At 74.7% G+C, this 13,254-nt stretch carries 14 protein-coding genes; 9 read left to right on the forward strand and 5 right to left on the reverse strand.

The genetic code is table 11. The annotated features are described in order from the left end of the window. Positions 1 to 3: 3 nt before the first annotated feature. From aceB to LFA75_RS11930, 7 genes are all read left to right on the forward strand, one after another. Positions 4 to 1,575, forward strand: coding sequence for a malate synthase A (aceB, locus tag LFA75_RS11900; protein WP_225233849.1), 1,572 nt, complete (start codon positions 4 to 6; stop codon positions 1,573 to 1,575). Beyond that, positions 1,575 to 2,795: a DUF6986 family protein gene (locus LFA75_RS11905; RefSeq protein ID WP_225233850.1), complete on the forward strand. Its 1,221-nt coding sequence runs from the start codon at positions 1,575 to 1,577 to the stop codon at positions 2,793 to 2,795. The genes aceB and LFA75_RS11905 overlap by 1 nt, the downstream gene beginning before the upstream one ends. Positions 2,796 to 2,913: 118 nt before the next feature. Next, a complete protein-coding gene (locus LFA75_RS11910; protein WP_225233851.1) occupies positions 2,914 to 3,888 on the forward strand; it encodes an MEDS domain-containing protein in 975 nt (324 codons plus the stop codon). A 31-nt stretch (positions 3,889 to 3,919) separates the two neighbouring features. Further along, positions 3,920 to 4,744: an SDR family oxidoreductase gene (locus LFA75_RS11915; protein ID WP_225233852.1), complete on the forward strand. Its 825-nt coding sequence runs from the start codon at positions 3,920 to 3,922 to the stop codon at positions 4,742 to 4,744. Continuing rightward, entirely contained in the window at positions 4,741 to 5,250 is a 510-nt protein-coding gene (locus tag LFA75_RS11920) for a MarR family winged helix-turn-helix transcriptional regulator (RefSeq protein ID WP_225233853.1), read from the forward strand. The genes LFA75_RS11915 and LFA75_RS11920 overlap by 4 nt, the downstream gene beginning before the upstream one ends. 131 nt (positions 5,251 to 5,381) lie before the next feature. After that, positions 5,382 to 5,609 (forward strand): hypothetical protein, encoded by a 228-nt coding sequence (locus LFA75_RS11925; protein WP_225233854.1) that lies wholly within the window; start codon positions 5,382 to 5,384, stop codon positions 5,607 to 5,609. Continuing rightward, a complete protein-coding gene (locus LFA75_RS11930) occupies positions 5,606 to 6,376 on the forward strand; it encodes an aquaporin (RefSeq protein WP_225233855.1) in 771 nt (256 codons plus the stop codon). Before LFA75_RS11925 ends, LFA75_RS11930 begins: the two co-directional genes overlap by 4 nt. A 99-nt stretch (positions 6,377 to 6,475) precedes the next feature. Here LFA75_RS11930 and LFA75_RS11935 read toward each other — a convergent pair whose 3' ends face one another. Both LFA75_RS11935 and ald read right to left on the reverse strand, forming a co-directional pair. Then, entirely contained in the window at positions 6,476 to 6,799 is a 324-nt protein-coding gene (locus LFA75_RS11935; protein WP_225233856.1) for a hypothetical protein, read from the reverse strand. Between the two features lie 147 nt (positions 6,800 to 6,946). Beyond that, entirely contained in the window at positions 6,947 to 8,050 is a 1,104-nt protein-coding gene (gene ald / locus LFA75_RS11940; protein ID WP_225233857.1) for an alanine dehydrogenase, read from the reverse strand. A 135-nt stretch (positions 8,051 to 8,185) separates the two neighbouring features. Between ald and LFA75_RS11945 the strand changes: the two genes are divergently transcribed. Both LFA75_RS11945 and LFA75_RS11950 read left to right on the forward strand, forming a co-directional pair. Beyond that, the gene (locus LFA75_RS11945) at positions 8,186 to 8,638 is read left to right on the forward strand and encodes an Lrp/AsnC family transcriptional regulator (RefSeq protein ID WP_225233858.1); all 453 of its coding nucleotides are present in this window, start codon (positions 8,186 to 8,188) and stop codon (positions 8,636 to 8,638) included. Positions 8,639 to 8,676: 38 nt separating this feature from the next. Next, entirely contained in the window at positions 8,677 to 10,098 is a 1,422-nt protein-coding gene (locus LFA75_RS11950) for a YcaO-like family protein (RefSeq protein ID WP_225233859.1), read from the forward strand. A gap of 3 nt (positions 10,099 to 10,101) precedes the next feature. Here LFA75_RS11950 and LFA75_RS11955 read toward each other — a convergent pair whose 3' ends face one another. The 3 genes from LFA75_RS11955 to LFA75_RS11965 are packed head-to-tail and all read right to left on the reverse strand — an operon-like array spanning position 10,102 to position 13,204. Further along, complete coding sequence (locus LFA75_RS11955) at positions 10,102 to 10,971, reverse strand: carbohydrate ABC transporter permease (RefSeq protein WP_225233860.1); 870 nt, start codon at positions 10,969 to 10,971, stop codon at positions 10,102 to 10,104. Beyond that, on the reverse strand, positions 10,968 to 11,912 hold the full coding sequence (locus LFA75_RS11960; RefSeq protein WP_225233861.1) for a carbohydrate ABC transporter permease: 945 nt from the start codon (positions 11,910 to 11,912) through the stop codon (positions 10,968 to 10,970). Before LFA75_RS11960 ends, LFA75_RS11955 begins: the two co-directional genes overlap by 4 nt. Then, entirely contained in the window at positions 11,909 to 13,204 is a 1,296-nt protein-coding gene (locus LFA75_RS11965; protein WP_225233862.1) for an ABC transporter substrate-binding protein, read from the reverse strand. Before LFA75_RS11965 ends, LFA75_RS11960 begins: the two co-directional genes overlap by 4 nt. Positions 13,205 to 13,254 lie beyond the last annotated feature (50 nt).

The following is a 13,254-nucleotide window of genomic DNA, read 5'->3' on the forward strand; positions in this document are numbered from 1 at the left end:
CGCGTGGTCGACGTCCAGGTGATCGGTCCCGAGGTCGAGCGGTCGGCGGAGGTGCTCACCCCGGAGGCCCTGCAGTTCGTCGGGCAGCTGCAGCACCTGTTCGGCGCCAGCCGCGACGAGCTGCTGGCCACCCGCGCGCTGCGCCGGCAGGCCATCGCCGACGGCGAGCCGCTGGACTTCCGGGTGGAGACCGCCGACGTCCGCGAGGGTGAATGGTCCGTCCCGCCGCCCCCGCCGGGCCTGGTGCGCCGCCGGGTGGAGATCACCGGACCGACCGAGCCGAAGATGGCGATCAACGCGCTCAACTGCGGCGCCGACGTCTGGCTGGCCGACCTCGAGGACGCCAACACCCCGCACTGGCACAACGTGGTCACCGGCCAGCTCGTGCTGCGCGACGCCGTCCGTGGGTCGCTGTCGTTCACCAGCCCCGAGGGCAAGCAGTACGCCGTCCGCCCCGACGCCGTCCTGCCCACGATCGTGCCCCGCCCGCGCGGCTGGCACCTGGACGAGCGGCACGTGCTGGTGGACGGCGACCCGGTGGTCGGCGCGTTCGTCGACGCCGGCCTGTACCTGTTCCACAACGCCGTGGAGCAGCTCGAGCGCGGCAGCGGGCCCTACTTCTACCTGCCGAAGATGGAGTCCCACCTCGAGGCGCGGCTGTGGGCCGACGTCTTCGTGCACTGCGAGCGCGAGCTCGGCATCCCGCGCGGCTCGATCCGGGCCACGATGCTGATCGAGACCATCCCGGCCGCCTTCGAGATGGAGGAGATGCTCTACGAGCTGCGCGAGCACGCCACCGGGCTCAACGCCGGCCGCTGGGACTACCTCTTCAGCGTGGTCAAGGTCTTCCGGGACGCCGGCCCGGACTTCGTGCTGCCCGACCGCTCGGCGGTGACGATGACCGCGCCGATGATGCGGGCCTACACCGAGCAGCTCGTGGCCACCTGCCACCGCCGCGGCGCGATGGCCATCGGCGGCATGGCCGCGGCCATCCCCAGCCGCCGGGACGCCGAGGCCAACGAGCGCGCCCTGGCCAAGGTCCGGGAGGACAAGACCCGGGAGGCCGGCGACGGCTTCGACGGGTCCTGGGTCGCCCACCCCGACCTCGTCGGGATCTGCCGCGAGGTGTTCGAGGGCGTGCTCGGCGACGCCGACAACCAGCTCACCCGGCAGCGGGACGACGTCCACGTCACCCGGGAGCAGCTGCTCGACGTCGCCGGGGTCCCCGGTGAGCGCACCGAGGCGGGGCTGCGGGCCAACGTCGAGGTCGGCATCCGCTACCTGGCCGCGTGGCTGGCCGGCAACGGCGCGGTCGGCATCCACGGCCTGATGGAGGACGCCGCCACCGCCGAGATCTCCCGCTCCCAGGTCTGGCAGTGGCTGCGCACCGGCGTCGTGCTGGACACCGGCGAGACCGTCACCGCCGAGCTGGTGCACCGGGTGATCGAGGAGGAGGTCGCCGGGATCGGCGACCTGGACCGGGTGGACGACGCCCGCCGGCTGTTCGAGCAGGTGGCGCTGGCCGACGAGTTCCCCGACTTCCTGACCCTCCCCGCCTACACCCTCATCGACTAGTGCTCGGTCCGGAGCACTACGCCGAGCTGGACCGGCGCCTGGGGCCGGTGGACGACGCCCGGGCGGCGGCCTACCCGGGGGAGCGGTCCACCCGCCAGCCGGTGCACACCTGCTACGTGCCGGCCGACGCCGTCGTCCCCGGGCTGGTCGCGTCCTGGGGCGAGCGGGCGCTGGCCGCCCTCGACGAGCACGGCCTGCCCGACCTGGGGCTCGACCCCGCCCTCGTCGAGCAGGTGCTGCCCCGGGTGCGGGCGAAGCTGGCCCGGGAGCCCGTGGAGGACCTGCGGGTCGACAGCGAGGACGGCTACCGCGGCCCGCCCGACCGCGAGGACGACGACGTGCGGACGGCGGCGCGGGTGCTGGCCGCCGAGCCGGTGCTGCCGCCCTTCTGGGGCACCCGGGCCAAGTCGCTGGAGGGCCCGACCCGGCACCGCGGCGTCCGCTCGCTGGACCTCTTCCTGGCCGGCCTGGCCGGTCGGGGCCGCGCGGTCGTCACCTTGCCCAAGGTCACCGCGGTGGAGCAGGTCGCGGCGTTCCTGCCGGTCCTCGACGCGCTGGAGCAGGCGCACGGGCTCGGCCTGGACCTGGAGCTGCAGGTGGAGACGCCGCAGGCGGTGCTCGGCGCCGACGGCGCGGCGACCCTGGCCGCGATGCTGCACGCCGGGGGTGGCCGGGTGACCGGGCTGCACTACGGCACCTACGACTACTCGGCGTCCCTGGGCATCGCCGCGGCGCACCAGGCCAGCGACCACCCGGCCGCCGACCACGCCAAGGCCACCATGCAGGTGGCGGTCGCCGGCACCGGGGCCCGGGCGGTCGACGGCTCCACGAACGTGCTGCCGGTGGGCTCCCGCGAGCAGGTCCACGCGGGCTGGCAGCTGCACGCCGGGCTGGTCCGCCGCGCCCTGGAGCGCGGTTTCTACCAGGGCTGGGACCTGCACCCGGCCCAGCTGGTCACCCGGTACACGGCCACCTACGCCTTCTTCCGGGCCGCGCTGCCCGCCGCCGGGTCCCGCCTGGCGGCCTACGTCTCCCGGGTGGACGGCGGCGTGCTCGACGAGCCGGCGACCGCCCGGGCGCTGGCGTCGGTGGTGCTGCGCGGGGTCGACTGCGGCGCGCTGGACGGCGCCGAGGCCGCCGCGGCCACCGGGCTCGGCCGGGCCGAGCTCGACGCGCTGGCCGGTCGGGCGCGACACGCCGGGGGCGCCGGCACCGGCTGAGGACGCGCTGGCCGGCACGGGGGTGCCCCCCGTCACGCACCCCTTGGTGCGTTGTGCACGGCGGATGCTCCATGATGTCGGGGTCCGGTCACAGGGGCCGGTCTGGGTAGGGGGTGACGTGCTCGGTCACACCGCGGTGCGCACCCACCGCATCGCCGTCGTCGAGACCGACGACGAACTCCTCGCCGTCGTGCTGCCCTACCTGCGGGAGGGCATCGCCGAGGGCGACCTCACCGTGGCCCTGCTGGCCCCGCGGACCGCTGCCCTGGTGCGCGACGCGGTGCCCGGTGTCGAGGTCTACGAGCACGGGCCCTCGACGCCGCGCGAGCCGGACTCCATCGAGGCGCAGTCCCGGTTCCTGGCGACGGCGGTCGGGCAGGGGCGCCGGCTGCGGATGCTGGGCCAGGTCCGCGAGCGGTCCCGGCGGGTCTGGGACGAGCGGGTCCGCGGCGAGCTCGCCCACGAGCACGTGTTCACCGACTGCGGCATGGCCTCGCTGTGCGTCTACGACCGGCGGACCACCCCGCCGGAGGTGCTCGCGCAGGCCCTGCTGGTGCACGCCGAGCAGCTCGTCGGCGGCGAGGTGCGCCCGGTCCCCGGCCACCGCTCCCCGGCCGAGCTGGCCGCGGAGCTCCCCGTCCCCGAGGAGCCGGTGCAGCGGACGGTCCCGGTGCTGGTCGTCGACCCCGCGACCTCCCTCCCCGCGCTGCGGCACCGGCTGCGCGACGCGCTGGTCGGCCGGCTGGGCAGCGCGGCGGCCGACGACGACGCCCACCTGGCGGCGAGCGAGATCGCGGCCAACGCCTTCCGGCACGGCGGCGGGCAGGTGTCGGCCCGGGTGTGGGCCGATGCGGACCGGGTGGTGGTGACGATCTCCGACGGCGGGCACACCTTCGACGGGCGGTTGGCCGGGTACCGACCGGCCCACGGCGAGGACCTGTCCCGGGGCGGGATGGGCATGTGGCTGGCCCGCAAGCTGTGCGACCACGTCGACACCGAGCAGACCGCTGCCGGGTTCACGGTCCGGCTGACGACCGCCGTCTCGCCGGTGCGCGCCGAGGCCGGTTCGTGCGCGCACCGCTCGGTGGCTTGACTCCGCGGTAGCTCACCGCTGAGGTAGTGCCGTGATCGTGGTGACGGCTGCCGGCGGCAGCACCGGGACGGCGGTGGTCCGCGAGCTGCGCTCGCGCGGCCAGGAGGTGCGCGCCGTCGTCGGCACGCCGCGGGCGAGGCCGGAGCTCGACGGCCTCGGCGCCGAGGTGGTGGTCGGCGACCTGGTGGGCGACCCCGCCGGGTTGCCGCTGGCCGATGCGGACGCCCTGTACCTGATCTGGCCGAACTTCGAGCCGACCGAGGGGGCCGGGGCGCCGACGGCGTTCCGCGCGGCCCGCGACGCCGGGGTCGGCCGGGTGGTCTACCACTCGGTGCTCCGGCCCCAGCTGCGCGCGATGCCGCACCACGCGGCCAAGGACCGCGCCGAGGAGGCGCTGGACGCCGCCGGGGTGCCGTGGCGGGGGCTGCAGCCGTGCGCGTACGCCGACAACCTGGACGCCGCGCTGCGCACCGCGGCCGAGACCGGCGAGCTGCGCAGCGCCTGGGGTGTGCGGCAGGCGCAGTCGCTGGGGGACCTGCGCGACGTCGCCGCGGCCGCCGCGGTGCTGCTCACCGAGGACGGCCTGGACGGCGGCACCTTCGAGGCGGTCGGCCCCGAGCGGTTGACCGCCCCGGACGTCGCGGCCGCGATGGCGGCGCACCTGGGCCGGCCGGTCACCGCCGTGGACACCCGGGCGCCGGAGCAGGACAGCTACGCCGGCCGGTGCCTGCGGACGATGTTCGAGCACTACCGGGCGCACGGGTTCACCGGCAGCCCGCGGGTGCTCACCGACCTGCTGGGCCGCCCGCCCCGCAGCTACGCCGAGCACCTCGCCGACCTCGGGGACCCGGCGTGACCGCCGGCGACGCGATGGACGTCATCCTCGCCCAGTGGGCCCGCGAGCGGCCCGACCTGGACTGCGCCCCGATGGGGGTGATCGGCCGGATCTCCCAGCTGCAGCGGGAGGTCTTCCTCGCCCAGCGGGCGACGTTCGCCCGGCACGGCCTGGACGCGCCGTCCTTCGACGTCCTGGCGGCGCTGCGCCGGGCCGGCGAGCCCTACCAGCTCACGCCCACGGCCCTCATGCGGACCGCGCTGGTCACCAGCGGGGCGATCACCCAGCGGCTTGACCGGCTGGAGGAGAAGGGCCTGATCACCCGGGGGCGCAGCGACGCCGACGGGCGGGCGGTCGTGGTGACGCTGACCGCCGCCGGGCGGGACGCGCTGGACGCCGCGCTGCCCGACCACCTGGAGACCGAGCACGCGATGCTGACCGGTCTCAGCGCCGCCGAGCAGGCCCAGCTGGCGGGTCTGCTGCGGCGGTTCTTGGTCTCCCTGGGGCGGACCCCGCCGGAGGCCTGAGCCGGCCGGATGTTTGAACGGCGGGCTTACGGCGTAATGACAGCAGGTCGGCGGCCCCTTACGACGTAGGAACCGTAACGGGCAACCCGATCGCATCCGATCTGTTGTCGCCGTCCCCTTGGAGGAAGCCCGTGTGGGCCTTTCTGTCCCGCCGTCTGCGCACCTGGGTGCTGCTGAGCGTCGCCGTCCCCCTGCTCTCCCGCCTGCTGCGCGGCGCCGGGCAGCAGCTGGAGACCCGCCGCGGCCCCAGCTCGCTGTCCCGCGGGCTGCGCAAGGCCGGTGACCTGACCGGTCGGGTGGCCCGCAAGGGCGCCGCGACCGCGACCGATGCCGCCACCGGCACCCGGCGCGCGGCATGAGCGACACCGCGACCGTCCAGCCTGCCCTGCCGGTCCGCGCGCTGGCCGAGTTCCTCGGCACCGCGCTGCTGGTCGTCGGGGGCGTCGGCACCGCCGTGGCCGCCCCGGACACCGGCACCGTGGGGATCGCGCTCGGGTTCGGCCTGAGCCTGCTGGTGCTGGCCTACACGATCGGCCCCATCTCCGGTTGCCACATCAACCCGGCGGTGACCCTGGGTGCGCTGGTCGCCGGCCGGATCGCACCCGCCGCCGCCGGCGCGTACGTCGTCGCCCAGGTGCTCGGCGGTGTGGCCGGGGCCGGCGTCGTGCTGGCCTTCCGCAGCGCCGACCCGTCCTTCGACCTGTCCGTCGACGGCCTGGGCACCAACGGCTGGGGCGCGGCCTCGGCCGGCGGCTACGGCATCGGCGGAGCGATCGTGGTCGAGCTGGTCCTCACCGCGCTGCTGGTCCTCGTCGTGCTGGCCGCCACGGCCCGCTCGTCGAACGCCGCGGTCGCCGGCATCCCCATCGGCCTGGCCCTGGTGGTGGCCCACCTGGTCGCCGTCCCGGTGGACGGCACGTCGGTCAACCCGGCCCGGAGCCTCGGCCCGGCCCTGCTGTCCGGCGGCACCGCGCTGTCCCAGGTGTGGCTGTTCGTCCTGGTCCCGCTCGTCGGTGCGGTGATCGGTGCGCTGCTGCACCGCGTGCTGTGGAGCGCGGACGGCGGGCACGCCGTCACCGGGTCGCGCACCACCCCGGACCCGACCACCGCCGGGTCCCGGCACTGACCGACCGGCGCTGAACCACCGGCGCCGGACCACCCGCACCGAGACGACCGGCCCGGGCAGCTGCTGCTGCCCGGGCCGGTCGTCGTGGGGTCGGTGCGGTCAGTGCGGCGGCGCGACCGAGCTGGGGACGGGGTCCCCGGCCAGCCAGCTGGTGGCGCCGTCGAGCCCGACGACCGACACCTCGACGACCTCGGCCGGGAGGCCGAGCTGCGCGGTCAGCGTCGCCGTGGTCTGCAGGCCGAGGGCCAGGGCGCGCTGGGCGTCGGCGGCCTCGATGCAGGCCTCCAGGTAGAACACCCCCGGGACGTGCGGGTCCTCGCGGACCACCAGGCCGCTCGGCGCATCCAGCTCGAGCGCGAGGCCCAGCTCGAACGCGTGCGACTCCAGGGTCTCCACGACCGCGCAGGTCACGAAGGTGTTCACGCTTGCTCCTCGTCATCGGGCTGTCTGCACCGGGTAGATCCACGGTGCGGCAGCCCTCTTGTGCCCGTCAACCACCTGGATATACCTCAGCGTTGAGGAATCACTCCGTGGAGTGACGGACACGCGTCGACCCGTCAAGGTCCGGGCTCACCCCAGCAGCTGCTCGCCCGCCGTCCAGGGCAGGCCGTGGGCGGCGGCGACCGGCTCGCTGGTGAGCTGCCCGCCGAGGGAGGTCAGGCCCTTCGCCAGCACCGGGGACGTGCGGGCCGCGCCGCGCACGCCGTGGTCGGCGACCGTGACCAGGTAGGGCAGCGTCGCCGAGGTCAGCGCCAGGGTCGAGGTGCGGGCGACCGCGCCGGGGATGTTGGCCACGCAGTAGTGCACGACGCCGTCGGTGACGTAGGTCGGGTGCGAGTGCGTGGTCGGCCGGCTGGTCTCGAAGCACCCGCCCTGGTCGATGGCGATGTCCACCGCGACGCTGCCGGGGCGCATCGCGGCGATCATCTCGCGGCTGACCAGCTTGGGCGCCTTGGTGCCGGGGACCAGGACCGCGCCGATGACGACGTCGGAGTCGGCCACGTAGGCGGCCAGCCGGGAGCGGTTGGGCTGCACCAGGTCCAGCCGGCCGTCGAAGACGTCGGACAGGTAGGCCAGCCGGGCGGGGTTGGTGTCGAAGACCCGCACGATGGCCCGCATGCCGACGGCGATCTTGGCGGCCTCGGTGCCGGAGACGCCGCCGCCGATGATGGTCACCTTGGCCGCCGGCGTGCCGGGTACCCCGCCCATGAGCACGCCCGCGCCGCCGGCGGGGCTCTCCAGGTGGTGCGCGGCGGCCTGCACGGCCATCCGGCCGGCGACCTCGCTCATCGGCGTCAGCAGCGGGAGCCGGCCGTCGGGGGTCTGCACCGTCTCGTAGGCGATCGAGTCGATCCGCCGCTCGAGCAGGAAGTCGGTCAGCGAGCGGTCGGCCGCGGCGTGCAGGTAGGTGAACAGCTGCTGGCCGTCCCGGAAGCGGTGGTACTCCTCGGGGACAGGCTCCTTGACCTTCACGACGAGGTCGGCGGGGAACACGTCGTCGACGATCCGGGCGCCGGCGGCCGCGTACTCCTCGTCGGAGAACCGGGAGCCGACGCCGGCCCCGGACTCCACGAGCACCTCGTGGCCGTGGTGCACCAGCTCGGCGGCGCCGTCGGGCTGCAGGGAGACCCGCTGCTCGTTGTCCTTGATCTCGCGGGGGATGCCGATCAGCACGGGGGTCTCCTGGGTCGGTGGGTGAGCCGTGCCACCATCCATCCACCAACTGCGGGTGCGGGCCAGAGGAGTCGAACAAGTGCGCAGGCAAGAGCCGATCAGCCGCAGGATCTGCGGCCGGGACCGGTCGGTGCGGTGAGCGGCCGAACGCTGGACGACGTCGACCGGCGGCTGCTGGAGCTGCTGCGCCTGGACGGGCGCCGGCCGAACAACCAGCTCGCCGCGGCGCTGGGCATCTCGCCGTCCACCTGCCTGGCCCGGGTGCGCGCGCTGGTGGCCGACGGGGTCATCACCCGGTTCACCGTGGACGTCGACCCCGAGCTGCTCGGCCGGCCGCTGCAGGCCCTGGTCTCGGTGCGGATCCGCCCCGGTGCGCGGCACCAGCTCACCGCGTTCGCCGACGGGCTGCGGTCGCTGCCCGAGGTCGCGCAGTTCTTCTACCTGGCCGGCGCCGAGGACTTCGTCGTCCACGTCCGGGCCCGGGACACCGCCCACCTGCGCGACTTCGTGACCGACCGGATCTCCACCCAGCCGATGGTCGCCGCGACGAACACCAGCCTGATCTTCGAGCACGAGCGCGGCGGCTGAGCGCGCGCGGACCGGGGCACCCGGGGCACAGTGACCGGGTGAGCGACCCGGCTGCCGCCTACCGCGCCGCCCTCCCGGAGGGCGCGACCACCGAGCTCGACCTCCGCCCGTACGACCGGACCGGCGTCCCGGTGACCGCGACCGTCTGGCGGTCCGCGGACGGCGCCCGGTCCGGCCACGGGGTCGGCTACGGCGCGACCGCCGAGGCGGCGGCGATCGGCGCCTGGGGCGAGCTGGCCGAGCAGGTGCTCCTGGACGACGCGTTGTTGCACGTGGAACCACGGACGGCGAGCCACCGCGAGCTGGTCGGCGAGCGCGGCGCCGGCCGGGTGGCCGACCCCCGCACGCTGGTGCTGCCGGCCGGGGCCGACGTCGACCTCGACCGGCCGCTGCGCTGGCTGCCGACCACCCGGTGGGCGACCGGGGAGGAGGTGCTCGTCCCGGCCGAGTTCGTCGCCCCGCACGCCGGCGGCATCGCCGCGGCACCGCCGCCGGGTGGCTGGTTGGTCACCCCGATCACCAACGGGATGGGGGCCGGGGACACCGCCGAGCGGGCGGTGGCGCACGGGATCGGCGAGCTGCTCCAGCGCGACGGCGACACGGTCGACTTCCGGGCGCTGGACACCGGCCGGGTGGTCACCGGGATCGACGACCCGGAGACGGTCCGGCTGCTGGCCGAGCTGGCCGCCGCGGGGCTCGAGGTCACGGTCAAGCTCGACAGCACCGAGTTCGCCGTGGTCGTGCACGCGGTGGCCCGGGACGCCGCCGCGGACCCGCCGGTGGTGCTCAGCGCGGTCGGCGAGGCCGCGGCCCCGGACCGGGCCGAGGCCGTGCGCAAGGCGGTGCTGGAGCTGGCCTCCTCCCGCGCGCGTCGGGCGTTCGCCTTCGGCCCGCTGGACCGGGTGCGTGCGCTGCACCCCGACTACCTGGCCGCCGAGCTCGCCGTCCCGCTCGGCCCGCAGGAGGACCGCGCCCTCGCCGCCATGACGGCGTGGGGGCGGCTGACCACGGCCGAGCTCGACGAGCTGCTGGCCCCGCTCTGGCGGCGCACCACCGAGGTGCCCTACGCCGACCTGCCCACCTCGACGGTGACCGGCCCCGTGGACACCCTGGCCCTGCACCGGGAGCGGCTGGCCGGGTTCGACCTGCTGGTCGCGCCGGTGCGGGTCGGCGACGTGCACGTGGCCAAGGTGCTGGTGCCCGGCCTGGAGGTCGAGACGCTGTCCTACGGCCGGATCGGCGAGCGGGTGCTGCGCCGCCTGCTGGCCCGGGGGTCCGACCTGGTCGGGCTCGGGGCGCCGACGACGCCGGACCGGCTCCCGGTCCGGCTCACCCCCGAGGCCACCGAGCGGGTGGGCGGGCCGGCCTGGCTGGACGTCGCCGCCGTCGCGCGCACCGTCGGCGAGCTCTACCCGCTCTACCGCGAGCCCGCCCGGCACGCCCCGCAGCGGCTGGGCTGACCCTCAGCGCAGCCCGCTGCGGGCCACGCCCTCCACGAACTGGCGCTGGAAGATCGCGAAGACCACCAGCACGGGCAGCGTGGACAGCAACGCCATGCCCATGAGGGCCGGGTAGTCGGTGCCGTACTCGCCCTGCAGGAACGCCAGCCCGATCGGGACGGTGAACAGCTGCTGGTCGTTGAGCACGATCAGCGGCCAGGCGAACTCGTTCCACCGGTACATGAACGTGAGGATGACCAGCACCGCGATCAGCGGCCGGCTCATCGGCAGCACGATCGACCAGAAGATCCGCAGGTGCCCGGCGCCGTCCAGGCGAGCGGCCTCGAGGACCTCGTCGGGGATGCCGAGCATGAACTGCCGGCACAGGAAGATGCCGAACGCCTCGGCCGCGCGCGGGACGATCACCGCCCAGTACGAGTTGATCCAGCCCAGCCCGGCGACCAGCTGGAACTGCGGCACCATCACGACCTGCACCGGGATCATCAGCGTGGACACGATCATCACGAAGACGACCTGCTGGCCCCGGAACCGGTACTTGGCCAGCACGTAGCCGGCCAGCAGGTTCAGCGTCACCGACAGCGCCATCGCCACCAGCGCGATCGCGGTGGAGTTGAGGAAGAAGCTGCTGAACGGGAGCAGCGCGAACGCCCGCCGGAAGCCGTCGAGGGTGGGGTCGGCCGGGAAGAACCGCAGCGGACCGCTGGTCAGCGCGCCCTGGCCGCTGAAGGCGGTGATGACCATCCAGTACAGCGGGAAGAGCATGACCAGGGCGCCGACCACCAGCGCCACCGCCCGCCAGGACGCCCAGCCGGCGCCCGCCCGCTGCGGCGTGCGGGGCTTTCTCTTCGTCGAGGTCGAGGTCGAGGTGCTCACAGGTCCGCCTCCTGGGCCTTCTGCCGGCGGTACCAGAGCGCGGTGAGGACGGCGATGAACAGGTAGGTGACCACCCCGATGGTGGCCGCGTAGCCCTGCCGGCGGGCGTCGAAGCCCTCGGCGTAGGCGTAGGTCACCAGCATCTCGGTGGCGTTGCCGGGCCCGCCGCCGGTGAGCACGTAGACGATGTCGAAGACCTGGAAGCTCTCGATCACCCCGAGCACGACCAGGAAGATCGTCGTCGGCTTCAGCAGCGGGACCACGATGTACCGCAGCTGGGTCCACCGGCCGGCGCCGTCGGTCTGCGCGGCCTCCAGGTACTCCTTGGGGATCGACTGCAGGCCGGCCAGGTAGACCACCATGCAGAACCCGACCTTCGTCCAGATGCTGATCAGCACCAGCGAGCTCATGGCCCCGACCGCGTCGGACTGCCAGGGCACGCCGTCCAGCCCGGCCGAGCGCAGCAGCCGGTTCACCACGCCGACGTTCTCGTTGAAGATCCACCGCCCGGCCACCGCGACGACGACGCCGCTGATCACGTAGGGCACGTAGTAGATCGCCCGCAGGACGCCGCGCCCGCGCAGCGGCCGGTTCATCGCCAGCGCCACCCCGAGCCCCAGCACCAGCGAGACCGGCACGGTGAGCAGCGCGTACAGGCCGGTGTTGAGGGTGGCCCGCCAGAACGTGGAGTCGGCGAACAGCTCGGCGTAGTTGTCCGCGCCGACGAACTCCCGCGGGCCGAAGCCGGACGAGGAGTAGAGCGACAGCCAGACCGTGGCCAGCAGCGGGACGAAGAGGAAGACGCCGAAGACGACCAGGTTGGGCGACAGCAGACCCCAGGCGGCCACCGCGTCGCGGGAGACCCGGGGCCGCCGCCGCGGTGGCGGGGTGGGCTGCTCGGGGCCGGGTGCGGTGACCGCCGCCGGCGCCGCGGTGGTCACGACAGCCGTCCGGTGATGTCCTCGGCGAGGTCGGCGAGCACCTGGCCGGGGTCGTCGCCGGCGAGGAACGCCTGCTCCAGCCGGTCGACCATCGAGGCGTTCACCGCGTTGAACTGCGGCACCGTCACCTGCGCCGACAGCTCGGGGGTGATGGTGGTGGCCTGCTCCACGAACAGCTCCATGAGGTCGGGCCGGACGGCGTAGTCCAGCTGCTGGCCCAGCAGCGCCGTCCGGGTGGGCAGCACGGTGGCCTGCTCGCAGAACAGCGCCTGCTGCTCGTCGTCGGACAGGAAGGCCAGGAAGTCCGCGGCCGCCTCGGGGTTGACCGACTGCGCGGTGGCCACCACGGCGTTGCCGCCCAGGTCGGCCGAGGCCCGCTCGTCGGCGGGCAGGAAGGTCGCGCCGTACTCCCGGCCGGCCGCGACGAACGCCGGGTCGATGGTGGGCAGCAGGAAGTCCCCGGCGAAGACCATCGCGATGGTCCCGGTGGTGAACAGCTCGTCGACGTAGGCACCCTTGGTCGACGTCGTCGGCGGGACCAGGCCGTCGGTGAAGAAGGACTGGGTGAAGGCCAGGGCCTCCCGGCCGGCCCGGTCGTCGATCGCGGGCCCGGTGAGGTCCTCGGTCAGCAGCCGGCCGCCGAGCTGGTCGACCCAGTTCAGCCACCGGTACGCCCCGGCCAGCTGCCAGTTCACGCCGAAGGCGAACTGCGCGTCCCCGGTGGGCAGGTCCGCCGCGATCGACCGGAACTCCTCCCAGCTCCAGGCGTCGTCCAGGCTGGTGGGGATGCGGGCGCCAGCCAGCGCCTCGACGTCGTAGAGCACCAGCGAGGTGTCGGTGTGGTGCGGCACCCCGTAGACCCGGTCCCCGTTGCTGACCGCCGACACGAAGGCGGGGCCGAACCCGTCGACGAACCCGGCGGGCAGCCGGTCGGTGAGGTCGAGCAGGGCGCCGCCGGCGGCGTAGATGCCGATGTCCTGGTAGGTCACCCGGAACAGGTCCGGCGCCCGGTCGCTGGCCAGGTTGGCGTCCACGCCGGTGAGCGCCTCGCTGAACGGGACGACGTTGAACACCACGGGGATGCCGCTGGTCGCCGTCCACCGCTCCGCCACCGTGGTGAACGCGGCGAGCTCGGCCTCGCCGGCCCACAGCGTGAAGCTGAGCCGGCCCTCCCGGCTGGCGGTGCCGTCGCCGCGCTGCAGCGCGAACCCGGTGCCGCAGCCGGCCAGGGCCAGCGCGCCGACCGCCGAAGCGCCCAGGAATCCCCGTCGGGACAGCTGTGACCTGATCACGGCCCGACCTTGAGGGCTGGCTGTGCACCGCACCAGTCGATCTTGTGCGT

Origin of the sequence: Klenkia terrae, from assembly GCF_900491935.1 — a bacterium.
In the GTDB taxonomy this organism is placed as follows: Bacteria; Actinomycetota; Actinomycetes; order Mycobacteriales; family Geodermatophilaceae; genus Klenkia; species Klenkia terrae.